This window comes from Cupriavidus sp. DL-D2 (assembly GCF_039710735.1).
Classification (GTDB): Bacteria; Pseudomonadota; Gammaproteobacteria; order Burkholderiales; family Burkholderiaceae; genus Cupriavidus.
In genome coordinates, this window is sequence record NZ_JBDKXK010000034.1 from 1 (window position 1) to 24983 (window position 24983).

Below are 24983 nucleotides of genomic sequence, written 5' to 3' on the forward strand. Positions count from 1 at the left end.
TTCCACCTATCGACGTGTCTGAGGAAATTAGACCAGTACAGGGAGAGGGCCGGAGGTTCTGCTTGCCGACCGTGTCGCGATTTGCACCGCTTGCCCTCTCCCCCGCCCCTCTCCCTCGCGGGAGAGGGGAGCAAACCAAGAGAGAAGGAGTCAGGCTTTCACCGCTCCCCATCCAGCAACGCATTCAACACCTCGTCAAACGCCGCCTGCGCATCTTCCAGCATCTGCAGCGCGGCGTCGAAGGTCTGGAGGGCCAGCTTCGACGGCTTGCCGCTGCCCTCGGGCGGATACTGGCTTTGCAGCGCGGTGAATGCCACCTGCACCTGGCGCGTGGCGCTGACCACCCGCTCCATGATCTGCGCCTCTTCGGCGCGTTTCTGTTCGTCGCTCATTGGAAGGCCCCCCGGTGGCCGCTTTCGATATGCGGCATATCGTACAAGAACTCGCGGCAGTGCTGGGCTGTCCAACGCCGCATTGCCGGATTTTCGGATAGTCTGGGCAAGCTTGCCCATCTGTAGCCCCTAACCCATGTCATCGTCGATATTGCGCAGGACCCTTGCCGCCACGGTCGTCACGGCCAGCGGTTTCGTCTGTTACTGGACCTTTCTCGCCGTCAACCAGGAGCGGCTGCTGTTCGATGCGCGCCGTCGCCCGCCGCGCGACCTGCCCGAAGGCATCGAGGCGTATTCGCACCCGGTGCCGGGCGGCCTGTTCCGCGGCTATACCTACCGCGCCAGCGAGGAAGGTGTGCGGGACCTGCTTTTCTACCTGCCAGGGCGGGGCGAGGACGTGCTGGAAACGCTGCAGTTCATGAAATGGCTGCCGCCCGGCATGGGCTTTGCCACGTTCGACTATCGAGGACTGGGCCACTCGGACGGCATGCCGTCCGAGGCCGCCGCCGTGGCCGATGCCAGCCAGTTCCTGCTCCACATCCGCCGTGCGTTCCCCGGCGTGCGCGTCCATGTGGTGGGCCGCTCGTTGGGTACCGGGGTGGCCATCCAGTTGGCGGACCTGCAGGATTTCGAGAGCCTGCAACTGATCACACCCTACGATTCGCTGCTGGAAATCGTGCGCAAGCGCTTTCCGCTGGTGCCGCTGCGCCAATTGATGCGCCACCATTTCGACTCCATCGCCCATTGCAAGAAAGTGGTCCAGAGCACCAAGGTCCTGCTGGCCGAGACCGATGACGTGGTGCCGCACGAATGCTCCGAGCGATTGATGGCGGCGTGGCCCGGCCCCGTGGCGGTCCAGACCATTGCCGGCACGGATCACCATACCATCGTGGAGCGGCCGGAAACCTGGCTCGCACTGTGTGAATTCGCGCGACAGGTGCCGCATCAGCCGCCCCTGCGCATCCGGGTCGAACCGCCCGAAGATGTCACCGATACCGGAGTGCCTTTGCCGCTCGCCGCTGCACGGTAGAATGCGCGCCATGAAAAAAATCGTAGTCAAGGCCGCCGGTGTGATGGCCGGGCTGGCAGCCGCCAGCGTATTGCTGGCCGGTTTTGCCGCCGTCATCAGCCTGCAGCAACTGCCTTCGGTCGATGCTTTGCGCGACTACCGCCCCCAGGTGCCCCTGCGTGTCTTCACCCGCGACAACGTGCTGATTGGCGAATTCGGCACGGAGCACCGTGAATTCATCCCCATCGAGCGCATGCCGAAACTGATGTCCGAGGCGCTGCTCGCCGCCGAGGACGACCAGTTCTACAGCCACGTGGGCGTGGACATTCCTGGACTGGTGCGCGCCGCGCTCGCCAATATCGGCGAAGGCTACGCCCAGGGCGCCTCGACCATCACGATGCAGGTGGCGCGCAACTTCTATCTCTCGCGCGAGAAGACGCTGTCGCGCAAGTGGTATGAAATCCTGCTGGCGTGGCAGATCGACCGCTCGCTGTCCAAGGACCGCATCCTGGAGCTGTACATGAACCAGGTCTACCTGGGCGAGCATGCATACGGCTTCGGCAGCGCCGCGCAGACTTATTTCGGCAAGCCGCTCGATCAACTCTCGCTCGCGGAAACCGCCGTGCTGGCCGGGCTGCCCAAGGCGCCCTCGACGATGAACCCGGTGGTCAACCTGCCGCGTGCGAAGCGCCGGCAGGAATATGTGCTGAGCCGCATGCTGGCGCTCGGCATGATCTCGCAGGACCAGTACCGCGTCGCACGCAATACGCAGATCGTGGTCAATCGCGATGCCAACGGCCGCTTCGACGGCCATGCCGAATACGTGGCCGAACTGGCGCGGCAACTCGCCCATGACCGCTTCGGGGACGAGGCATATACGCGCGGCCTCAATGTCTACACCACCGTTTCGTCAATGCACCAGACCCTGGCCTACGACGCCGTGCAGGCCGGGCTGGCGCGCTACGGCAAGCGGCACGGCGCAGGGAAGTCCTCCGCAGCTGCCCCTGCCCTGCCACAAGCCGCGCTGATTTCGCTCGATGCGGAAACCGGCGCCATCGAGGCCATGGTCGGCGGCGCCGACTTTGCCACCAGCCGCTTCAACCACGCCACGCAAGCCCAGCGGCAGCCGGGCTCCACGTTCAAGCCGTTCGTCTATTCCGCCGCGCTGGAGCGCGGCATGTCGCCGGGCACGCTGATCAACGACGCGCCGCTCGACAATTCGCCGCACTGGAACCCGTCTAACGACGACAACCGCTTTGTCGGGCCGATCACGGTACGCAACGCGCTGGCCGAATCGCGCAACCTGCCGGCCATCCGCACGCTGCAGGCCATCGGTATTCCGTACGCGATCGATTTCGCCGGCAAGTTCGGTTTCTCGTCGAAACGGCTGCCACCGTACCTGCCGATGGCGCTTGGCACCGGCACCACATCGCCGCTGCGGCTGGCCGCGGCCTATGGCGTGTTTGCCAACCAGGGCCATCGCATCGAGCCGTACCTGATCGGCAAGATCACGGACGGCGACGGCAACGTGCTGTTCGCCGCCGACGATACCGCCCCGCCGCGCGTGATTTCGGCGCGTAACGCCTTCGTGATGAACAGCCTGCTGCAAAGCGTGGTGGACGAAGGCACGGGCAACGCCGTCAAACGATACCTGCGCCGCGACGATATCGCCGGCAAGACCGGCACCACCAACGACGCCGTGGACGGCTGGTTCGCGGGCTACGCGGGACAGGTGGTGACCGTGGCGTGGATGGGCTTCGACGACAACCGCAGCCTGGGCCGCCACGAATTCGGCGCCACCACGGCGCTGCCGATCTGGGCGTCCTATATGGAAGGGCGGCTTGCCGGCGTGCCTGACGCGAACTTCCCCACCCCGCCGCAGTTGGCGCGCATGAATAACGATTGGGCCTATGCCGAGAACGCCGATGGCGTGCATGGCATCGCATCGCTGGGCTTCCCGCCGCCTGCGGTGGCCGATGTGGCCCCGGATGCGACAGGCCAGGGCAACATGGCCGGCGGTGCGAGCATCACCCCTGCCAACACCGCGCCGACGCCGCCCACCTCCGCCAGCCCGCTCTGACCGATTCTCCGATGCTCGCCGCCACGCATATGTCCGCCTACGCCACGCCGCTGATCTGGGCCGTCGCTGCCCTGGCCACGGCCGGCGTGCTGTTCCGGCCGTTCCGCCTGCCCGAGCCGTTCTGGGCAATGGGCGGCGCGCTGCTGCTCTGCGTGGCCGGATTGCTGCCGTGGCGCGATGCCCTCGATGCCGTGGCGCGCGGCATCGATGTGTACCTGTTTCTCGCGGGCATGATGCTGATCTCCGAACTGGCGCGCAAGACGGGCCTGTTCGATCATGTGGCGGCGCTGGCCGTGCGCAGTGCGCGGGGATCGGCGCGGCGGCTGTTCGTGCTGGTCTACGGCTTCGGCATCGCGGTCACGGCCTTCATGTCGAACGATGCCACCGCCGTGGTACTGACCCCCGCCGTGCTGGCCGCCACCCGCGCGGCGCGCGTCAAGCATCCGCTGCCCTACCTGTACGCCTGCGCCTTCATCGCCAATGCGGCCAGCTTCGTGCTGCCGATCTCCAACCCCGCCAACCTCGTGCTATTCGGCGAGCGCCTGCCGCCGCTGATGGGCTGGCTGGCCCGCTTCGCATTGCCCTCGGCCGTGGCCATCGTCATGACGTTCGTCGCGCTGTACTGGACGCAGCGCCACGCATTGGCCGAGCGCATCGCGGAAGACGTGGACACCCCCCCGCTGACCCTGCAAGCCTGGATCACCACGGCCGGCATCGTGCTGACCGGCGCCGCGCTGCTCACCGCCTCCCTGCACGGCAAGGACCTGGGATGGCCCACCTTCATCGGCGGCGCCATGACGCTGGCCTGCGTCGTTGCCACGCAACCGCGCCTGCTGCGGCCTGCGCTCACCGAAGTCTCCTGGGGCGTGCTGCCGATGGTGGCCGGGCTGTTCGTCCTGGTGGCAGGCCTCTCCCAGACCGGCTTGACGGATCAACTCGCGCACTGGGTGCGTGAGCTTTCGGCGCGAGAGGGCGGCGCGGCGGTAATGGGTGCGGGTCTGGCCGGTGTGGTGGTGGGTCTGGTCTCGAACATCGTGAACAACCTGCCTGCCGGGCTGTTCGCGGCCTCCGCACTGGCTGCGGGCCATGCTTCGGAAACCGTGACGGCTGCCGTGCTGATCGGCGTGGATCTGGGCCCGAACCTGTCCGTCACTGGCTCGCTGGCCACGCTGCTCTGGCTGACCGCCTTGCGGCGCGAAGGGCACAATATCAGCGCCGGCACCTTTCTGAAAACCGGCGCCATCGTGATGCCGATGGCCCTGCTGCCTGCGCTTGCCGTGCTGCGCTAGGCGGACAGCGGGCCGCGCCAAGTTGTGGCACTGGGCCAACTGCCATATAGTGAAGCACCGCGCACCGCGCCTTTCACCCGCCCGATCCAGCGGTCAGACATGTCACACAAGGACCATCCCGACGGGCCGAAGCACGCCACTGCCACGCCAGTATCGGATCGCATCCGCGCCCGCATCGCCGCTTCCGGCGACCGCTTCCACGCCAACGACAATATCGCCCGCCATATCGAACATGGCGAACTGGATGCCCTCCAGGCCGAAGTCGAGGCACGCATGGAAGAGGTGCTGCGGACCCTGGTCATCGATGTCGACCAGGACCACAACACGCGCGAGACGGCCCGCCGCGTGGCAAAGATGTACCTCAAGGAAATCTTCGCCGGCCGCTACGCCAGGCCGCCCGAAGTCACCGAGTTTCCGAACGTCGAGCAGTTGAACGAGTTGATGATCGTGGGCCCGATGCGCGTGCGCAGCGCCTGCTCGCATCATCTTTGCCCGATCATCGGCAGCCTGTGGGTGGGCGTGATGCCGAACCGCCATTCGAACCTGATCGGGTTGTCCAAGTACGCTCGGCTGGCCGAGTGGATCATGTGCCGGCCGCAGATCCAGGAGGAGGCCGTGGCCCAGGTAGCGGATCTGCTCCAGGAAAAGATGAACCCGGACGGGCTGGCCATCGTCATGGAAGCCGAGCACTTCTGCATGCACTGGCGCGGCGTGCGCGACACGGACGCCAAGATGACCAACAGCGTCATGCGCGGCTCCTTCCTCAAGGACGACAAGCTGCGCCGCGAATTCCTCACGCTGTTGAATTTGAATCGTCGCTAAGCCAGAGAAGGGGAAAGGGGATAACGATGCTAGTTCGCCTGCTCTATGCCAGCCGTGCCGCGGTGCCGCTGACCGCCGAAGTGCTCGACGCGATCCTCGACACAAGCCTCGCACGGAATCCGCCCAACGGCATCACGGGCGTGCTGTGCCACAGCAACAGCGTGTTCCTGCAAGCGCTGGAAGGCAGCCGGGAAGCGGTCTCGCGCCTCTATCTCAACATTGGCCGCGACGCCCGCCACAAGGAAGTGGTGCTGCTGCACTACGAGGAAATTGCCGAACGTGCGTTCTCGGGTTGGTCAATGGGCCGCGTCAATGCCAACAAGATCAACGCCGCCATGCTGCTGAAATACTCGGCGCAGGGCGAACTCGATCCCTACCGCATGCCAGGTGCAGCATCGTTGGCACTCATGAAGGAATTGATCGCGGGCGCGGCCATCGTCGGGCGCAGTCCGGAACGCGCCCGCCACTGATTGCCTTCGGTCTGACGTCCGCTCAGACAGACACCTGGCCGAACAGGCCGCATTCGAGATCGCTCTCGAACTCTTCCACCCAGGCAGTGCCCGGTCCGGCGTCATAGACGCTTTCGGCGCCGGTCTTCTGCCTTCGCACCGTCACCTGGCGTGCCGTGGTGCCGTTGGTATCTGAAAACTCGAACTCCTGAAGCGCAAGACCTACTTGCCGGAAGACGGCTTCGATGTCTTGTTGCTCGTTGGCGGGGAAGTCGGGGAACAGTCGCATTGCCATGGCACACCTCCATGCGGGGGTTGTACGGCGCGGCCCCTGCGTAGAGGGTACGGCGCGACACGAGCATGCCACGAATTCCGCGGCGACGTGATGCGCTGCGAAAGACCATGCCCGCGCTACATGTATTGCGGCGCCAACGCGGCATGGCGGAGGTCTTCCCCGCCCGAACAACCGCCCCGCTGCTGCCATCCCGCGGGCCCATCCAAGCGCCTCGGAATATCGGGATATGTACCCAATCCCAGAAATAAACGAAATAAAATTAAAGAAAATTTAAATCATAATTTCACTTTATCCACATCCAATCATCATTGGATAGTTAAATAGTATTTCACCTAAATAAAGCCGTTCCCGGCCCTAACGGATGACGATCCCATTCATTTAGCAAGACAAAGCCGCGCAAGATATTTTTGAAATCTCTCATTTTTAAGTCCTTGGCGATAGCCCGGCGGGGTATACCCATTTAGTGTCGAGCCTCACCTCTATCAAACAGGACAGACGATGCGCAATAAGTTCTCCAAAGAGCGGAGCGCCAGCGAACGCAGTCAGACGTTGCTCCAGACCGCCCGGGCCCAGGCCAACGCACTACAAGGAATGTATCGCGACACGCTCGGGACCTTCCTGGATTCACCCAGCTGCGTGCCGGTACCGCGCGCCGCCCGCGCCCTGTTCTGGCTCGGACGCCTGCGGCAATGGCGTGCCATCGACGTTGGCACGGGCGCATCCGAAGCCAACTGGCTGTCGCTGCATCTGGGCGTCGTCGAATCCGTAGCCGGTACGCATGCCCTGGCCATGCACCGGGACCAATGGAGCGGCCCCAATCGCCGGCATACGTACGAGCGCGACATGTCGTTGCAGATTGCCATGATGCTCGCGCTGGGCTGGAACGAAATGGCGGCGTTTGCCCTGCAAGCGTGGTTCGGGGTGGAGAAGACTGTGGCCGGACAGAGTTGCCTGACAGGGATGACCGGGATGATCGTCGGCGTCGCAGGCGACGCGCTGAAGATAAGCGTGCCGGCGAGCAACTTCCAGCGCAGCGATGCATTGCTCGGACACATACTTGAGAACTGGCAATCCGACGACGCGCAATTCTCGCCCCTCGCAAATTCCCTGGCGGAGCGCCACATGCTGCAGTGCCGCCTCGACACCGATCAATCACTGTTTGACTTCGACCATCCGATCGAACAGGCCATGCCCGTCGAACTGCTGATGCTGCTCAGGCTGCGCGGCAACACCGAGATGCCCGCATGGCTATCTCTCCATGCTGCCCTCGCGCATCCCGCCGCCGTGCTCGTCCAGAGCAGCCCGCCCGTGCAATCGCAGCGATGCGCGGCGTTCATCGAACGCGTCAGCCGGCTGTTACCCCAATATCGCGGCCTTACAGACGCCATGGCGCGACAGGGGAACCTTATCCAGACTGCTGCTGCGTAACGCGCCGCCCACCCGGACAAGGCCCGCCGACAGCGTGATCGGTGGCCTTCACTCGTCACTTTTTCGGCGAATCCAAAGAATCTGCTATTTAATTATCCGACAACCGTGAGCAGAATGTCGCGCTTGTCTCCGTCGGCATCGACGGGTGCCAAAAGCTCATCGCATGTAACTGGAATTCTTCGCATCCTCTCCAACATTTATTGCGACATATCAAAGCGACACCACGCATGCTTCCGGGTCGCCAAGCAAGTACCGCCAATTCCAGTTTGAATCCATCATAATTTGACGATTCACAATCTGATATTCAATCAAATTGTGATTTTCCGTTCATGGTGGAGTATTTTTCCTATGTTCGCGAAAGTACGATTCCTTCGGCGCAGCGTTTCCGATCCGGACGCCGCTACGTTTATGCAAATAAGGACAATTGAGGCATGCCTGCAAAAACCATTCGTGTCGCCCTGGCAGATGATCATCCTCTCGTCGTCACCGCACTGCGCGATTGCCTGCAACGCACGCCCGGTTTCCAGGTGACGTGCGAATGCACCAACGGCAGTGAACTGGTTGGCGCGCTCGCGCAGAATCCGGTCGATGTAGCCGTGACGGACTTCAGCATGGGCTACGGGGACACATCACTGGACGGGTTCAACCTCCTGCGCCGGCTCACACGCCTGTATCCGGAAACGCGCATCGTCATCGTGAGTGCGCAGAACAATGCGGGCGTGGTGACGCGGGCCATGAAACTGGGCGCGCGCGCGTTTGTCAGCAAGGAAGACGAACTCGACGAAATCGTGCGCGCCTGCATCCATGTCACCGTCAGCAGCGGTTACTTCTATTCGCCCTCGATCCGCGCCGTGCTGGATAACGCCGCCACCGTCACGGCACCCACCACGGAACTGACGCTGCGCGAACTTGAGGTGGTGCGGCTCTACGCGCAAGGCTTCCAGCTCAACGATATTGCCAGCAAGCTGGGGCGCTCGGTGAGCACGATATCGAGCCAGAAGACCGTGGCCATGCGCAAGCTCAACGTCCAGACCAATACGGATCTGATCCGCTACGCCTACGAGAATGGATTGATCTGATCGGCCATCATGCAGCAGATCCTTGACCGTACGCAGGAGTCGCTGTCGCAGGCATTCGAGACCCTGGCGGCGAACGCCAGGCGGCAGCAGAAGCTCTATTACGCGACGGTTGCGCTGCTGGTGGCCATCGTGATGGTGGCGGCGCTGCTGCTGGCCGGCCTGGCTGCGGCCCGGCACCTCGACATCCGGCGCGGCCATGTTGCCCAGTACGTGAGCACCATTTCGTTGCAGTTGCAGAGCGAATCCTCGTTCCTGCGCCGCACGGCGCTGACGATCCAGTATTACGCTGCCGCCGCCAGCACGGCTCCGCCCGATCCCACGCTGCTCGCCGACCTGCGGCGCGACGGCATCGCCGTGGCGGCCGACCGGCGCTACGTCATCCTGGTGCCCGCCGCCACCCGCCGCGCACTGGGTAGCCAGTTGCCAGAACGACTGTGGCAACTCCAGCAGATCGCCACCGCCACGCTGACCACCCAGACTGCATTCGGACTCGACCATCTGGCCTATGTGGTGGATGCCGATGCCACCTACGCCATCGTGCTCTCGCCATCGCCGATGACCGATACGGCGCTGGCCCTGCTTGGCGCCGAGCGGCTGGCGGGGCTGCGCGACATTGTTCGCCCCGGGGACAGTGCGCAGCCGCAACCGGACTCGCAACGCTGGCTCGGTCCCATCGACGATCCGATCACCGGACATCGCAGCATGCTGGCCTCCAGCACGGTCTTCACGCACGACGGCAAATCGGTCGTCATGACCGCGAGTGTGCCCGTGGAGTCGTTCCTGGCAGGGTTGAAACGACCAAGCGACCCGGCGACGCTGCTGCTCGTCGGGCACGATGCCGGGACCATCGACGTCTCGCCGCACATGGTGCCGCAGCAGGCCGAGCGCATCCTGGCACGGGTGCGCCAGGTGCCGGGCGAGTCCATCGACGTGACCGCGCGGGGCCTGCTGCTCAACCAGCCCCTTGGCGACTTCGGGGCACTGGTCTATGCCCTTTCCTACCGCACCCTGCTGGCGGCAATCGTCACGGAACTGCTGATCATCGGTGCCGTGGCCGCCCTGCTGATACTGGCGCTCATCCTGACAGCCCGCTACTGGGACATCCATCTGCTGCGGCGCAGCCATGCGGAAGCGGCCAGGGCGCTCGACAACGAGACCATCAACCACATCCTGGTCAGTGCCACGCCAGTAGGACTCTGCATCGTCCGGCGGCACGACCACCGGATACTGACTTCGAACATGGTGGCGGATACGCTGCTGGGATGCACACAGGACGCGCCCCTGCCTTCTCACATCGCCGATGCCATGCAGGCGCAGCCGGCCATTTCCCAGATCACGGTCCCCGCACACGTGCCCGAGACCGGCCAGTTCCTGTCGATCACGTATGTAGCAACGTAATACTCCCCGTCAAATAATGTCACGCAAAAATAAAATATCTTTATTATTCAATATTTTAATAGATACTTAAATACCATTCACGTCCCGGTAGAGGAGTTCGCTAGCGTCAATTTTCGCACCGCTTCCGCCTAGCTGCGCCGCCGTAATAGAACAGTGCAAAAGAGCCAGCAGGCTGCTGAAGCACCTCAGGCGACGCCGCAACGCATCGAGACGTGAAAACGTTGATCTGAGAGCTCAATACGAGTCCCTTCCCGATATCGAATGCACCGCGCGACGCCTCCGATGAAAGCGTGGGCACGACGCGACGGCTCGTACCCAAGTTCGATTTGCGGCACCCGATTCGCACCATAGCCCATTAGAGTCCTTAGCGAAGGTCGATCAGCTCTTCACTGGGATACACGAAGCCGACATCCGGGGAAGCCGAGCATCTCGCTGGAGAAGCTGCTGTGAGCGATGTTGCCACCGGTGCCTCTACAGCACCCGATCCGGACTCAAATTGACGGAGTGCTGTCTCGTTCGTTCATTGGCTTTGCGATAAACGACGCGGTTTGTACACCCACGGTGTTCACCAAGGATCTTCCTCTCTGAAGCCCGATGCGGTGATCGATTTCTTAAATTCGGAGCTCGCCATCGCTCAGATTCGTAAGAGGAACGCTGTCGGGTGAGCACTTCAACGTGGATCCTACGCATAGGGGCATCAGTGCAGTGATGAAACGCATCGGTCGAAGACCAAGTTCAACGTTAACCTCCATCGCAATGGCGGAACCGGCAGACTACACGGGTCATACACTGAGCGACAAGCACCACGGCCTGCCTGCAGCGACAGGTGAGCAATGCCGATGGCGCACACGCTGAGCGCGGAGACTGCGAGGTTCAGGCTTAGCGATGCCGGACAGGTAACGGACAACGGAAATCACCGTGGACGGAGACGATATTGCGACGCACAGGATTCACCAAAGCATGCCTGAAGGTAAAAGTGATTTCTCATAGTCTGTTCGTGCGGGGGAGTACTTCAGCAGCGTGATGGCGACCCGCGGCGAGTAGCTCACTACTCCAGGTGAGTGACAGAAGACGAACACTATCTGTAGAACGTGCCAACTCAGCCAAGCATCGCCCACAAATCCCTAACTCATCGCCACGAACTGACCCAGAAACGATCGGGGCGATCGAACCCGGCCACGGCGTTGGTGAGTCGAGCGCCCTCTCTACACGCTGTTCATTGGGATGGATTTGCGGGGCGCTTCCTGATTTCTACTTGCAGCTCGCGTAAGCCAAACACGTCATCGTCCATGCTTGCCAGCATTGTCGAATCGGCCTCCGGGAGCTTTGGCGGGACCGATACCCGCTGCACTCCAGCTCCTTCGGCGGCTCGATCATAGTCTCGTTGCTTTTCTTCGAGTCGACTCAACTGAACCTCGCTCGATCTCGGTCTTGTCGATGTGGTTGGCGTGATTCCTCGCCGCCTTTTGATCGCGTCGCTTTGCGCTCGTGCTTCCTTCGTGAATCCTTTGGACGTCGCCTTCTTGCCCTCCATCTTCAGTTGCCGATCTCGGCGCCGATCGCTGAGGCATTTCAGACGCATCGCGACTACCCGACTCCGGTCCGCGCGAACACCAAAGAATTCCACCGTCTGAGGTGTAGCCGGGATATCCAGGAACTCGCCACTGTCTGTATGCCACGTAACCACATTGCCATGCGGTGGGGAACTGACCGTGATCTTGATTGGCCCGTCATCAGGAAGGCCATATTCTAGGCGGTGTCGGTCTTCCCAATTCCTGAGCCTTTGTACATGCGGATGATCGTCATGTGTTCGTCCACCATACTCGCCTTCCGGTAAGGCAATCAGACCGCGCAGCACTGACGCATTCTTCTTCTTTGAGCGAAGGATCGCCGCATAGATTTCTTCGGTAGGATGGCGGAAAGCCTGGTCTCCCTCGCGGTCGCTTTGCTGCTCCCTGAACTTCTCGAGCCGGCTCGGCACTAGGCGCTTCGCGAACAGCTTTTGCGTTCGCGCCTTTCGCGTTGTCAGCATCGCGAGATTGTGCTCGTTGATCGCCTCTACCAGTACCCGCTCGAAAACGTGTTCTTCGAAGAAGAAGATGCCTTCCTTCTCCTCCTGCTTACGATAATTGCTCGGAATACCCCGTCCATGTTGCAAATCGAGACGCTTCGTAGGCGACAAGGCCTCAAGCCCCTCAGCCAAAGTTTCAAGAAGTCCTCCAACCAAATTCAGATTGCTGCTGGTCCGCGCTTTTAAGTGATGATTCGCACCTTCGACATTGCCCTTACCTTGGGGGAAATAAGATCCCACCTTCGCAAGATCGATCTTGAGCGTTTTTAGCACCATGAGCCTTGACCGTTTTGATTTTCCTGGGCCACCATCGACAACGACCAGGTCCACTTTTCCACTCTCCATACCTTCTAGCGGTGGATCGAACCCCAGCGCTGCCAGCCTGGCATTTTTGGAGGTGAAACCCGACAGAAGGCCGTTCTGATAGATGTCGGTGTCCTCGAAGCCTATGGACACGTAGTAGCCAAGGATATAGTCACTGCCGCGCACCACGGCAAGAACGACGCGCGGCGCGCCCAGTTCACGCATCTCGGACTCGTCGTCGGTCACGAACATGATGCGAATCTTTTTGAAATCCGTTACATCCATGTCGGCAAGCAGCTCACCGCCCAGGCCGATATCCGTTGACAATCCGGGGGATGGCTTCCGCTTCATCTTGATCAATGGAGCGATCTCGCTTGCCAATCGCCTGGCCATCTTCATGCCCTGCACTTCCAACGTCTGCGGCTGAGGGATCGTCGTCCCTGGCAACTTCCGCCGCTCTCGAATACGCATATTGGCCCCGGCGAAGCAAAATTGCTTGCTCATTAGTTCCCTGAACTTTGCGGGGCTGCGGAGCACCGCGGGCGCGTCATCTGGCGCGCAGGCCACGGTCACGATGATGGCAGCAAGGGTTCGACGACGCCAAAATGGATCGAAGCGGTCTTTGGGAGCATAGGTCTCGGGATTCTCATAGAAATCAGCCGACTTTCTGCCCGTCTTTTTGCTTACAGCCATTGCGGAGCGTGGTTGCCCTGGCGCACCACTCCTGTTTCGACCATCGGTGAGGGCAAATTCGTCTGCTCCGAACTTCACGCAACGCCAAAACAAGTCGTACAGTTTTGTCGCATTCTTCAGCTTCTGTCGTCGCGCTTCCGCTCGCATAAAATTCCGAAATTGCCGTGAGCTGAAGTAGATGTCATCCGCAAATTCCGACGCTTCTGCGCCATCTCTCGCAAAAATATTCTCGACCATCTTCCAGCGTGCGGCGCGTTCCTTTCTGCGACTATTATCAAGATTTTCCTCCTTTGGCAGCGAGTCCCGCAGGCTGTCAGCCACCCGGTGAAATCCGCGCTCAAGTAGTGGCAAGATCTGCGACTCTTCATAATGCACGAATCTTTGCTCGCCTCGACGGTTGTCTTTCTTAGTCGTTAAAATTTTTGTCAAATCATAAAAAGCGTAGATGCCAAGATCATTACTCGCAATGAAGCGTAAATATCGGACGGAGTCCGCATTGTCCCATCGGTAGACCGCACGTGGCACCAAGTATGTTCTCATGAGTTGTCGCGTGATCCTTTCCGAATATAGATGGGCCAGTCCATAGTGGTTGTTCGTTGCGAGCCGCACAGATTCTCGACCTGCCAGCGTCACAGGATTAAGATCGGATACGGACGAGCGGTGGCGCGACACATAGCGGTGTCCTGCTGCTCAAGCTGTGATCCGGCGCGATGCAGACATAGCCCAGAATCATGCCGACGCCTAAGCGGGAGAACGCCTCGTCAGTCGAACAGCTAAAGCGCTTCCCCAGCCGTTTCATCAGGCGATAAAGGGTCGGCGCACGATATGTGGGCGATAAACTGATCTGACGCTGTGCGCGCCTACGTTCGCTTTCATACAATGCTCTGGCAAAGCGCGCTGCGTCCAGCCGTGTTTCGTGATCCCATATGTTGCGGTGCCGGGCCCACCGGTATATGCGACTAGCATTTGCAATGGCGATTGGTGCGAACTGATCGGGGTCAAGCAGTTCGCAGCTCACGCCTTCCTGCTGCAGGCGCTTGTATGCGGCTTTTATCCCGGACGGGGTCAGCATGATTGCATGCATATGCGCCTCGCCTGGCGCATCCCTTCGCTCTACGGTCACCATGCGATCGATGATGATGGGATCCCCTCGATTCCGCACCACATAGGGGTAGTGACACCGGATCTCCACCACATATGGACAAGTCTTGAGCATGAGATCGAGTACCGCCGCCACCCCAGTCTTCGCCAGCAAGTCTCTCGTGCCACGCAGGCTACTGGAATAGCGGATCACCTCCTTCCCCTTGCCAATCGCGCCGGCAAACAATTCGTTGTCATAAGCTGAGCCTGTCGGCACCTCAAGCTTGTCGCGCCCACTGCAGACAAGGTCCGATGCGGGCACACAAAAGTCCGGGAACGTCGCGATACGGATCGTCATTTCGAGCGCCTCCGATTCACGGCATTTTCCGGTTGAGCCGCCGTCTCCCTGTTTTTTGTACCCTGCCGGGTCGACTGAGAGGTCTCAACCATGGCCTCCATGCGCGCTAGGCCGGCGCACACCCGATGTCTTGACGCATTCTGTATCTGTGCGACGAGTTGCCGGAGTCGATCATCGAGGCATTCTGGATGCTCCTTTGCAAGGCATCGGACCCGTCTTCGGAGCCAGGCGAGGTCTGATTCCCAATGATTCTGGATGACCGCGTCGGTACGCGGATATAGCTGGTGGTGCTTATTGAAACACCCCACCGACAAGATGTTTTTAAGAAGCGTTTGCTGGGTAAGACGTGGCGCGGAAGAACTTGCCCCATAGTCTTTCGCTCGCTGCTCCACGGCCCGCGCATAGTCGAGGTCCGTCTTGTGCGCCCTCGCACCTCGCGCGCGTATCGCATGCTGGTCCACTGCATCGTCGAACCATTGCCGGTCGAACGCAATCAACGCTCCGAATTTATCGGCAAATTCACTTTGCAATCGCGTCGGTTGCATCAATGGCTCTTCATCTAAGATGGACAGCAGAAGCGCTCGCGCCGCATCCCGTACTGGTGGCGGGAATCGATAGTCGACAGAAAGGGAAGCCATGCGGGAGCGTCTGCGACGTTCGTCGACCAGCTTGCGCACTTCCTTGATCGACCCCATCATCATCCGCAATCCCAAGATGTTCAGAACCGGACTCAGCCCAAATTTGAGTCCGGCTGCAACCGGCTTGAGGAAGGCCATCGGATTTCGGAAGCCAACGGCATGGTCGCACCAGCGGCTGATGCCTGTGTCGTGGGCTAGCTCGTTCAATCGGTGCATGAACTGATTGCCGACAAGACCCTTGGCCTGCGCCGCGTCCTGTAGCATAGGAAGGAGGTCTTCTGCGTAGACGCCCTCGAGGGTCCCCGCGAGTACGTCATCGATATCTCTCGCCAGAGCCAGACTCACTGCCTCGGTATCTGCCCCGATTTTTCCCTCCATCGGATTGCCGCAGTGAACACAGTTCGGGGCAGCAACTCCGCCGTAGTCTTTCAAGGTGTAGCCGCGCTTGCAGGCACTACACGTCCGCCATGTCGGACAACGATGCCGAAGGCAAAACATGTTCCCTTTAATAGCCAGCGCACGTTTCCAAACTACACAGCCCAGATCGTGATACTCCTCCCATGCGCACTCCGGGCAGACGCCGAGCTCCCATAGATAATCTCTTGAAAGAAAGCACAGTCTCCGAACTGTGTCGAGACGTGGCAACTGCGATTCGACCATCCTCGCGCGTATCAGCGTCGCCACCGAAGCCTTTTCAAACGGACTGACAATGGGGAGCGCCGTGTGCCGTTCAGGGATGAGGTCCAACGCCGGGCAGAGCGCTGAGAACGGCCCGACCGTGCTGGGCAGCGACATCGGCAGCGCGATATATCGACGGCATGCCTCCCGGTGATCGCGGTAGTCGCCTCTGATTGCAACGGTAATCGCACCAACGGTTCGCTCCACAAACGCAGAGTACAATTCTTCTGTCTGAATACCCAAAACGAATCCGGTCGGCGGCAAGGGCGCCTGCCGCGTATGGTTGGACGACATCGCGCTCTCCTGATGGGACGACGATGGCATGACGCCAATCAGTCGGCTTGGACAATGCTGCTGTGTTGCGGCGACTCCAGCCAGCCGAGATCGGTGTCTCCGAGGTGGCAGAAATAGTACCTGCCAGTATCAGGAGCTCGTACAAGGCCGTTAGAATTGGCGGGCGAACGAGGCTTGGCGAAGAATTCAGACTACTGTGCCTGCGTATCCCATCCGATCGGACTCGCGAGATAACACCGATCGGTTGACGGTCCAGACGGCGGCGAAGCACCCGCATCATGACTGGCGCCTCATGTCCAGTTGCCCTGTGATCTTTACGCCCAGCGGGAGTTCATCGCGGTACTTGGTGGCCTCTGCGAGCGTGATCGCTTTCCCTTGCAGCACGTTTTCAAAAACCACCCCCAGATTTTTCATGTCGCCGGTCAGCTTCCCGGACTTTTGGAGCGCCTCTCGCCAAGGCTGCCCCTGCAGGTTTACGCGCCGGTTGAAGTCCAGGACTTGCGGTTCGATCAGGCCCCGCTGGAAACCACCGCGATAAGCAAATTCAACAAACTCATCTTGCATCGGCTCCTCCACACCCAAGAGGCCCCAGTAGTACAGCATGGACGTCGATGCATCCTCGGGGCGAATTGCCGTGATGGAATGCGGGCCGCAGGGGAACATCTGGCGCACATCATCCTGATCGTAGATGTCCATGACTGCAGGCGTGGCGCTTAAAACCACATGGATGCCATCAGTTACGAGCTCGCGAAGAAATCCCCACAACCCAGGAGCGTATTGCGACTCAGCGAGCCTCGCGTGACGTTTCGAAAACCCGATCAGGATCAGGGTCGTCACCGCGTACTTAAACAGGTGCTCTCGTATGAGCTGCGGATTAACGACAGACGGTGAACCCAATATCAAGTCTGGCACTATCACTTTGCCGTGTTGAACCAGCTCATGCACCTTCCGGCGAAGCTGCAGCCGAATTGCCTTGAGCAGTGCGCTGAGAGTGAAGGACTCTGGAAACGATACGACGAGCGTCGTGATCTGAACCATCCCGCCGGGTACCTCGCGGACGACCTCTCCGTTCTCATTGAACTCCACTAGGCGGTTGTGGGCAATTGGTGTTCCGAGGTAGCCATCTAACGCTTGAAAGCAGCGTTCGACATGCATGTATTTGGGCGACACTACGAGCGTCGTTCGCGGTGGATGGTAGACGCTCTCGCCGTGGTCGTGGTCCTTCCTGCCCCCTGTGCCCCACCCCCCTTGAACGGTATGAACTCCCTCGTGCCCTACATTGGCGCCTCCGGTGACATGTGCCTGCTGGGCAGCGATATCGCGGATCCGCATGCCCTTCTCCACCAAATGCTGGCGCGCCTGCGCTACCAAGTCGAAGCAAATCTTTCCCTCCTCTTGGAGCGTCAAGAGCACGCGTCGAATCACCCCATCTTTGGTCTCCCAGGACGTCAGTAGCTCTGACTGCGTGTATTCCCTAACGCTGTGCCTGAACAGTTGCTCCCTCATTTCCAACGGCCCTTCTGTCGGGATCGGGAGGCAGTACGTGAGAAGCGTGGGTTGGGTGTCAATAGGCATTGGCAACTCTGCTTTGGTAGGCATCTATATCAGCGTGACTTGCGGCCAAGTCAGGAAATCCCACTAGCCAGCACCTCCACCAGGGTCGGCCAGCGGCGCCGCGCCCCCAGCATCTGATCGAGGCTTGCGGAGACGATCTGGAATAGGATGCCGCACTGGCCAGCATGTGGCGCCGTATCGAGCACTCAAACCGCTTCCTGATGGCCCGACGCAACGCGAAGGACGCAGTAGAGCTTTGTGCCGCCATCCCACTGCGCATCGAGTTGCACGCGTGGCGAGTCCGCCGGGGGCTGTAGCGTCGGGGGTGTCGTGCGCGCTATTGGCCAACCGGTTCGCGCGAGCCAACGGTCGTCGCGCCCCGTCGCGGCACCGCTCCACACCTTGGCCTTGCGAGGCGCGGTCCCGATGACGCGGGCCTCGCGCTCGACGCGATGCGAGGATGAATGACTGCTCATTCAGGCGGCCGGCAACCCGAATGACGAAAAAGGGCCAATGACGGAGGTGCCCTGCCGTCGTAATCGGTTGACCTCTCGCTTGATGGTGCAGAACTGCGAACTGCCAACGCAGCAGCCTCAATCCTCCCCGCGTGTATCTACGGACCCGAATTCGATGGCTATCATATTCAGCATCCGGCGAGAAATTTCCGAGCTGGTGCTGCCTATTGAAGGCAGCATGCTTACCGCTAAGCAGATACGGGTGTGGCCCCCACGAAGGCGCAGAAACTCGGCAATAGTGGAACACCCTTACCGTCAAGGCACACCCGCCTGTCACGCTATCGGGAACGCCGGATCCGTCGCAGGTCGGCGCAAATTTCCGGGACCGAGACGGTGACTGGCAAAAGTCTGGTTCAGGAAGAATCTGACTCACCTGTGCTCGGGGATGGCAAGGGGCGCCAGCAGTAGGCGATGCGGGCCCAGCAACGGTTGGGCTAGAGGCCCGCGATCCTAAGCGCGTCTTGTGCGAACGCGTGGACGAAGTGACAAGCATGCCAGTCCTCCTGAAGTACATTTTTCGGTACTTCGCAGCCGAAAGGACGACAAATCCCTTGACCTGGCATGCCCCCTATCCAATACTGGGGTTGTTCGACGCCCAGTACTAGTCAAGCAGCACACGCAGGCCTTGTCGGCCTCATGCAATCTCTAAACCGCACCTCTCAGTTACAGCTGAGCGGTGCGGTTTTTGTTTCCAGTGGCACTGGAAACAGCGAGTCAAGCATAGTGTGCAAGGCGATAGTATTCAAAGAAATTCCGTGCCTGCATCGGGAATTTCATTTCGCTTTCGCCGGAATCAATTCACAAAGGTCAGATGAATTTCCCCATAAACCATGACCCTTCGCCGGAGCGGGGCGTTGCCCGGCGAAGCCGAAAAGCCTGTACTGCTGTCGCGACAGAAATTCCCTTGGCCAGATGAATTTTCCTGATCAAGGAAATCCCGCGAGGACGCGCGGGTCGCGTGCGCTCTCTCTACCCAGTCAGACACACCTGGCGAGCCATCGCACCGATCACGCGCTGCCAGACCCTGCCCCCATGCCGCACGGCAACGCCACGGCGCGCGGCGGATCGAGAGACTGCAGGCAGTCGCATCTAGCGCCCCTCCCCGCGCGCGGGGCCGCCATCCCGACGACTCCCTACGGCCCGTCCGCAATTTTGCGGACCAATGGATTACACCTTAGATCCGCACTTCTCGCGTTTTTGCGGACCAATTCATTACACCTTTCGAACGCACTTTTGTATTTCTCTTCGATTTTTTGCGGACCAATGGATTACACCTTTATGCGTGGCGGGGTCCAGATCAAAGCATTTTTTTACCCCAAAATATTTAAATGAAATTCGCCACCCTTCCCGGTACCCCGTCCCGCCAAAGCTGCTTCTCGCCGAATCCGCTGGCCGCGCGAAGGATCGAACGCCGTGCATCTCGCGTGGGTTACCACCGCGCCACCCGCTAACTGGCCTGTGAGGTCCAGAACTGCGCCATCGCGGCCTGCCGCGCGGCAGCCTCGGTGCGCACATAGCACGTGGTCGTTGCGAGCGAACGATGCCCCAGGTTCTGTTGCACGATCTGGACGGGGACGCCGGCCGCCAGCGCGTGCGAGGCGTGGGTATGCCGCAACCAATGGGTGCTGGCACGCTGCAGGCATCGGGCCGCCGGCGGATCCGTGGCGGCGATAGTCTGCGCGCACTGCCGGAAGAACGCCTTGATCTGGCGATGAAAGGTGCTGGGGGCAATGGGCGCCGCAGGATCACGCGTGCGCTGGCGAGCCCACGGCGTGCGCACAGCCTGGTCGGTGGCGCCGCCCAGCAATGCGACGCCGCCGGCCTGCCGGGCATCGCCCGGTAGACCGCGCGCCACCAGGTAATCGCCCAACTGCCGCATCAGCGCCGGCGGTAGTGGCACCTCGCGCAGGCGACCGCCCTTGCCCACGACCGCCAGCCACCACCCCTTCCACCCGATGCCTTGCGCTGGCCCTGAGCGCCCTTCCCACCGCAGATCGTCGGTGGTCGCGGCCACGAGTTCGGCCAGGCGCAGGCCGGTGTCGTACAGCAAGGGCAACGCAAACTGCAGCCGCTGATTCGCGGAGGTCGGCGGCAACGCCACGAGTTCGTGCATCAGGAAGGCCCACTGGTCGGCGGTGAAGCCTCGCCCGGGATCCAGCCCCGGAGACCGCGCGCGGGGCGCCCGCACGGCCCGCCAGGGGTTCCCGCTCAGGTAGCCTTGTGCACCCAAGAACGCAAACAGGTTGCCCAGTACGCCGAGCGCGTAGGCGCACGAGCCCGCGGACAGAGGGCCGGCCAGCGGTCGCCAGCGCGCGCTCCAGCGCGGCTGCGCATGGACGCTGCACCAGTCGGGCGGCGGCGCCAGCAGGAAGTCCCGATAGGCGACCGCATCCTCGATCGTGATGGAGGACAGCGCGCAGCGTCGCACCAGCACCGCCCAGAGCAGGCAGCGTTCAGCTTCCTTGCGGTACGCCCGTTGCGTCGCGTTGATCGCCGCGGCCCCATCTCCTTTGCTGGCGAGCCACGCCAGGACGGCATCCCGGTCATTGTCCGCCGCGAGCCGGCATTGCGCGCGCGGACAGCGGAAGGTCCCGGCACGCCCATCGAGCGCCGCAGTGGACACGAAGCGTTCGAGTGGCACGCAGGCGTTGAGGGGATGGCTCGCCTCCTCGGCCCGCAGCGCGGCGGCGCTGGGGCGATCGCTCTCCGGATCGTGTTCGAAATCGGGCACCGCGCCCAGCGTGTCCGCGTGTGCGCGCAGGAACGCCGCGATCGCGTGCGCCTTGCGCGCCCCGATGCCGCGCAACGGCCGCCACCAGCCTGCTCCCCGCGCGTGCAGGTGCGCTAGCAGATCGCCCAGCGTGAGAAGGCCGGCACGCCGCAGCCGATCGGCCACGGCGTCGACCAGCCAGGCCTCGCAGCCATCGGCCAGCGAAACGGGCTGGGCCACCTGGGCTTCCAGCACATGGATGGCATCGAGCTGGCGCTGCAGCAGGCGCAGGCGTCGCCGCTCGCGCGCACGCGCTGCGTCGGAGGATGCGGTGGGTGTGCCGGGCGCCGCTGGCACGCCAGGCGCGGTAGGCGCGTGTGCCGCCGCCCACGCGGCCAGTTGCTCGGCCTCGCTGAAGCCATCGAGTCCCTGCGCGACCACGAAGGCGGTCAGGGGCAAGGGAGCAGCCGGCGTATCCATCGCCTCCGGCCCATCCGGCACATCCGCCGACCGGCGCGGCGGCCCGAGGTCCAGGCGCAGCAGCCGGGCGCGGGCGAAGTCCCCGCCGCGCACGGCGGCCGCGCCCAGTTCCGCGCGGATCCAGCCGGTCATGCGGTGCACTCGCGGGCCGTCGTCGAACGCGCCCGCATCGGCAAGGTAGCGTGCCCACATGGTGTGTGGGGACAGCCCCTGCGCCACCGCACGCAGGAAGGCGAAGTGGCCGCGGTGCAGGCGCGGGCGCACCACGCTGTAGGGGCCGCGGGGCGGGGCGTGGGCCGGGACTCGCGACGTAGGCGTGGCCGGGGAAGCGGTAGAGGGGGGGGCCATGGCAGCTCCAGGTATCGGAGAGGGCACGGCAGAGGCGGGAGGCAGAGCGCGGGCCGCGGGTGTCGGCCGATTTACGATAGCAGATAAGACGAATTATCCTGCAGTGGACCGGCCGAATTTGCCGGCCGCCATGTACCCGCCCCCACCTGGCGTGATGGTGCGGGCGCCAATCAAGCGGCCGGACGTTTGCGCCGCCGTATGGCCGGACGTGGGCGACGGTGCCAGCCTCGTGGTTTGGACAGCAGGGGCACGCGTGATCCATAGTTTAGCTGTACAGCTAAACTAGCGAAAATCGCTAAGCTCAGATCCTGCTGACGGGCAGGTCACGTATCCAGTTGTCATGAACAGAACCGTCCAGAATCCGCCAGCAAGCGCTCGCGCCACATTGAAAGCCGAACTCGCTAACGCGCTGGATGCCGCATTTTCAGGTGCCGCAGACCGGCCGATTCGCGTCGCCCGCGTCCAGACGCAGTCCGCCAGCGACGCAGGCCTCGATCTGTCGCTGGCGCTCGATGCTGCAGGCAAGTCGGTAGCCGTCGCGGTCGCTACGTTGGGCGTTGCGTACCCGCGTGACATCCACGGGGCCGTATGGAAACTCACCGAATACCAGCGTGCCGCGTCGCACGCACAGGACCTCATCCTGCTCATCGCGGCCGAGTCACTCAGTCCCGGGGCAAGAGAACAGTTGCGTCATCGCGGCATTGGCTATTTCGAACGCAACGGAAACTTAAATCTGCACTGGCGCAACTGCTTCATCAACATCGAGCGGCCAAACTTGCCCTTCAGAAAAAGGGACGCCACGTTCCTGTTCACGGGTGCGCGAGAGATGGTCGTGCACGCGCTCCTGGCCAATCACGGCAAGTGGACGACCGGTACCCAACTCGCAGAGATGGCCCGGACGTCGTCGTACACTTGCTCCGTGGTGCTGCAAGAACTCGAGCGACGGGGATGGTGCGAATCCACTGGTACTGGCCGTACGCTGCGGCGCAAGCTGACGCAGCCGAAGCCGTTGCTGGAAGCATGGGCCATCGCATGGACGAATCGTAAAAAGGAACGCACTCGCTGGCATACGTTCGCTGAGCGGCCTCACTTGCTGGGCGATCATCTCGCGCAAAGAATCGAGAACGCTCGGCTATCCTTCGATTGGGCCTTCACCGGGGCCGTCGCCGCAAACGTCTATGCACCGCTGCTTACCCATGTCGATACCGCGGAGATTATCGTGCCATCCGGGCACGCGGAAGAACTTGCGCGTGAAATTGGCCTGAAGGCCGCCGAGAGGGGCGCGAACGTCTTCATCGTCGAACGCGAGGGCGCGAGCTTTCTCTTCCGCGATGCCAGTCACACCTCCCTTCCCCATCTCTCAAGCCCTTTTATCTGCTATCTGGATCTGCTCGACGGGCGGGGCAGAAACCAGGAATTGGCGCAGCACGTTTTGGAGAAACTGGAGCTATAGCCTGGCATGGGCCGTGCGAGACAGCGAGGCGCCTCGCTGCGTCGGCCTTCGATTTCGGACGCAGAGAATGTTCGCGACTCAAGCGCGATTCCGGCTTCTCTTTTTCATTTTGCGATTGAGGTCCCGGCGATTTATCGAGCCCGCATCCTACTCGTATTTCACCTTTACACGCCTCGCTCGAGGACAGGCCGAGACCGGCCATCAACGGACAGCCACATTCCAGCACCACAGACATTGGAATGCCGGCTGCGCGGCCCCTAGCGGCCGTTGACACCACCTCCTTTGAATGTCTGTACACGGTCGGGATGCAACGGCAACGAGGCACGGCGTGCCTACTTCATTGGAGCGGCATCAGTCTCGCGACGCAGGCGCCTCAGGACACGCGAGAAGATCACTGAGGGCCAATCGCGGGAGAGAACGCTAGTAATGTGTGCGTTCTCGAACGCGGCGCTAACAGCGCTAAGATGTCAGACTGGCGTCTGCTCGATCGTGGCCGCTCCACGTCAGACGCCACGCCATACTTGGGGGTTTTTCCACCAGTCCATGGTCCTGCAGGAGCAGGAGATGATGGGCCAGCCTGGAAGCATCGACATTGCCAATGACTTTGCCAAGCTGAAGATTGGTCATCGATTCCTGGATCTCGGCACGCAGCCCCAAGAGGATTCTATCCAACAACGACTTGTGTCGCTGCATCTTGCACCTCGGATCTTATTGGCTTATGCCGTGTATTACTGCTTGCTTAGTGGATTAGAATGCTACGTGAATTCAAAATTATATTCTCGTTCGGACCTGAACAAAGATGGCCTATTCCAAAATAGCGTCAACAGTGATCGCTGTTTCGGGGAACGCGGAAGCGCCGCATTCCATTAAATCTTGTGACGATAGCTGAAGCATGCACTTCCCCGAAGTTGCCGCTTTCTTCGCTCTCGCAAGACTTCATTCGGGCCAGAGCTCTATTGCGACAAGAACCGAGCATACGCGTGCGATTTACTTTGGCGACAATGTAGCAATGTCATCGCGAGCCTTTGCCTCTCCATAGTCAAGCGCCGCATCGACGTCGCGAAAGTAGTCGGTGCCGTCGATGAGATCATAGGAATGTACGCTGGGAAGATCGTCTCTGATGGGTTGTCGATCCGTACGAGCAAGCGAGTAGCGCACTACGTAGCCAACCGCTCCGACCAACGGGGTGGGACCGTGGTGTTGCTCCGCTTCGATCAACACGTCATATTCACCAATTGTGGCACGTCTTTGCATATCTAACCTCCGCTCTCGGCCTTCGCTCATTCATCCGGCCCAAGAATAACGTCCACGGCGGCCCGCCCGGCCAGCTCCGCCACCAGGTAAGCCCAACGTCTGGAGTACGGCCCGCCAAAGACTTTGATTCGCTTGCCAATCGCTGCAACGCCTGGGGGACTCATGGGTCCCTCAACCTGGAACCAGACGTCGAACATGTCCCTGGATGTCAGATTGAGATCGACATGGATATCGAACCCACGGTACTCCGTCACGCGATCCATAGCCATCTTCAACCTTCCAGGAGTGATTTTTTCAACGTAGTGCCAAGACC

General features: G+C 61.3%; 19 protein-coding genes. 10 read left to right on the forward strand and 9 right to left on the reverse strand.

Translation table 11 applies throughout. From position 1 onward, the window contains the following. Window positions 1–158 precede the first annotated feature (158 nt). Window positions 159–392, reverse strand: coding sequence for a hypothetical protein (locus ABDB81_RS18535; protein WP_346812791.1), 234 nt, complete (start codon window positions 390–392; stop codon window positions 159–161). A 136-nt stretch (window positions 393–528) separates the two neighbouring features. Here ABDB81_RS18535 and ABDB81_RS18540 point away from each other — a divergent pair, with 136 nt between their 5' ends. The 5 genes from ABDB81_RS18540 (at window position 529) to ABDB81_RS18560 (ending at window position 6062) form a co-directional block, all read left to right on the forward strand. After that, on the forward strand, window positions 529–1422 hold the full coding sequence (locus ABDB81_RS18540; protein ID WP_346812793.1) for an alpha/beta fold hydrolase: 894 nt from the start codon (window positions 529–531) through the stop codon (window positions 1420–1422). A 1-nt stretch (window position 1423) separates the two neighbouring features. After that, entirely contained in the window at window positions 1424–3481 is a 2058-nt protein-coding gene (locus ABDB81_RS18545; protein ID WP_346812796.1) for a PBP1A family penicillin-binding protein, read from the forward strand. Window positions 3482–3510: 29 nt separating this feature from the next. Next, on the forward strand, window positions 3511–4770 hold the full coding sequence (locus ABDB81_RS18550) for an arsenic transporter (RefSeq protein WP_346812903.1): 1260 nt from the start codon (window positions 3511–3513) through the stop codon (window positions 4768–4770). A gap of 99 nt (window positions 4771–4869) precedes the next feature. Continuing rightward, window positions 4870–5592 carry a GTP cyclohydrolase I gene (folE, locus tag ABDB81_RS18555; RefSeq protein ID WP_137924517.1) on the forward strand — a complete coding sequence of 241 codons (723 nt, stop codon included), beginning with the start codon at window positions 4870–4872 and terminating at the stop codon, window positions 5590–5592. Between the two features lie 26 nt (window positions 5593–5618). After that, window positions 5619–6062 carry a BLUF domain-containing protein gene (locus tag ABDB81_RS18560; RefSeq protein ID WP_137924518.1) on the forward strand — a complete coding sequence of 148 codons (444 nt, stop codon included), beginning with the start codon at window positions 5619–5621 and terminating at the stop codon, window positions 6060–6062. A gap of 22 nt (window positions 6063–6084) precedes the next feature. Here the strand turns inward: ABDB81_RS18560 and ABDB81_RS18565 are convergent, their stop codons facing one another. After that, window positions 6085–6336 carry a hypothetical protein gene (locus ABDB81_RS18565; protein WP_137924519.1) on the reverse strand — a complete coding sequence of 84 codons (252 nt, stop codon included), beginning with the start codon at window positions 6334–6336 and terminating at the stop codon, window positions 6085–6087. Window positions 6337–6834: 498 nt separating this feature from the next. On the opposite strand from ABDB81_RS18565, the gene ABDB81_RS18570 reads away from it, so the two are divergent. The 3 genes from ABDB81_RS18570 (at window position 6835) to ABDB81_RS18580 (ending at window position 10241) form a co-directional block, all read left to right on the forward strand. Beyond that, on the forward strand, window positions 6835–7764 hold the full coding sequence (locus ABDB81_RS18570; protein WP_237380590.1) for a hypothetical protein: 930 nt from the start codon (window positions 6835–6837) through the stop codon (window positions 7762–7764). 431 nt (window positions 7765–8195) lie between these two features. After that, on the forward strand, window positions 8196–8843 hold the full coding sequence (locus tag ABDB81_RS18575; protein ID WP_137924520.1) for a response regulator transcription factor: 648 nt from the start codon (window positions 8196–8198) through the stop codon (window positions 8841–8843). 9 nt (window positions 8844–8852) lie between these two features. Beyond that, window positions 8853–10241, forward strand: coding sequence for a hypothetical protein (locus ABDB81_RS18580; RefSeq protein ID WP_346812807.1), 1389 nt, complete (start codon window positions 8853–8855; stop codon window positions 10239–10241). 1216 nt (window positions 10242–11457) lie between these two features. Here ABDB81_RS18580 and ABDB81_RS18585 read toward each other — a convergent pair. The 5 genes from ABDB81_RS18585 to ABDB81_RS18605 form a co-directional block, all read right to left on the reverse strand. Then, complete coding sequence (locus tag ABDB81_RS18585; protein WP_346812810.1) at window positions 11458–13848, reverse strand: hypothetical protein; 2391 nt, start codon at window positions 13846–13848, stop codon at window positions 11458–11460. A gap of 97 nt (window positions 13849–13945) precedes the next feature. Further along, a complete protein-coding gene (locus ABDB81_RS18590; RefSeq protein ID WP_346812813.1) occupies window positions 13946–14746 on the reverse strand; it encodes a hypothetical protein in 801 nt (266 codons plus the stop codon). Further along, window positions 14743–16356: a hypothetical protein gene (locus tag ABDB81_RS18595; RefSeq protein ID WP_346812817.1), complete on the reverse strand. Its 1614-nt coding sequence runs from the start codon at window positions 16354–16356 to the stop codon at window positions 14743–14745. Before ABDB81_RS18595 ends, ABDB81_RS18590 begins: the two co-directional genes overlap by 4 nt. Window positions 16357–16632: 276 nt before the next feature. After that, the gene (locus ABDB81_RS18600) at window positions 16633–17931 is read right to left on the reverse strand and encodes a hypothetical protein (RefSeq protein WP_346812819.1); all 1299 of its coding nucleotides are present in this window, start codon (window positions 17929–17931) and stop codon (window positions 16633–16635) included. Window positions 17932–19872: 1941 nt separating this feature from the next. After that, window positions 19873–21807, reverse strand: a complete 1935-nt coding sequence (locus ABDB81_RS18605) for a tyrosine-type recombinase/integrase (protein WP_346812822.1) — start codon at window positions 21805–21807, stop codon at window positions 19873–19875. 496 nt (window positions 21808–22303) lie between these two features. Between ABDB81_RS18605 and ABDB81_RS18610 the strand changes: the two genes are divergently transcribed. Then, the gene (locus ABDB81_RS18610; protein WP_346812825.1) at window positions 22304–23416 is read left to right on the forward strand and encodes a type IV toxin-antitoxin system AbiEi family antitoxin; all 1113 of its coding nucleotides are present in this window, start codon (window positions 22304–22306) and stop codon (window positions 23414–23416) included. 564 nt (window positions 23417–23980) lie between these two features. Then, window positions 23981–24286: a hypothetical protein gene (locus ABDB81_RS18615; RefSeq protein WP_346812828.1), complete on the forward strand. Its 306-nt coding sequence runs from the start codon at window positions 23981–23983 to the stop codon at window positions 24284–24286. Window positions 24287–24403: 117 nt separating this feature from the next. Here ABDB81_RS18615 and ABDB81_RS18620 read toward each other — a convergent pair whose 3' ends face one another. Together ABDB81_RS18620 and ABDB81_RS18625 are read right to left on the reverse strand one after the other, a co-directional pair. Then, the gene (locus tag ABDB81_RS18620) at window positions 24404–24670 is read right to left on the reverse strand and encodes a hypothetical protein (protein ID WP_346812831.1); all 267 of its coding nucleotides are present in this window, start codon (window positions 24668–24670) and stop codon (window positions 24404–24406) included. Between the two features lie 26 nt (window positions 24671–24696). Next, complete coding sequence (locus tag ABDB81_RS18625; RefSeq protein WP_346812835.1) at window positions 24697–24933, reverse strand: hypothetical protein; 237 nt, start codon at window positions 24931–24933, stop codon at window positions 24697–24699. Between the last annotated feature and the right edge of the window lie 50 nt (window positions 24934–24983).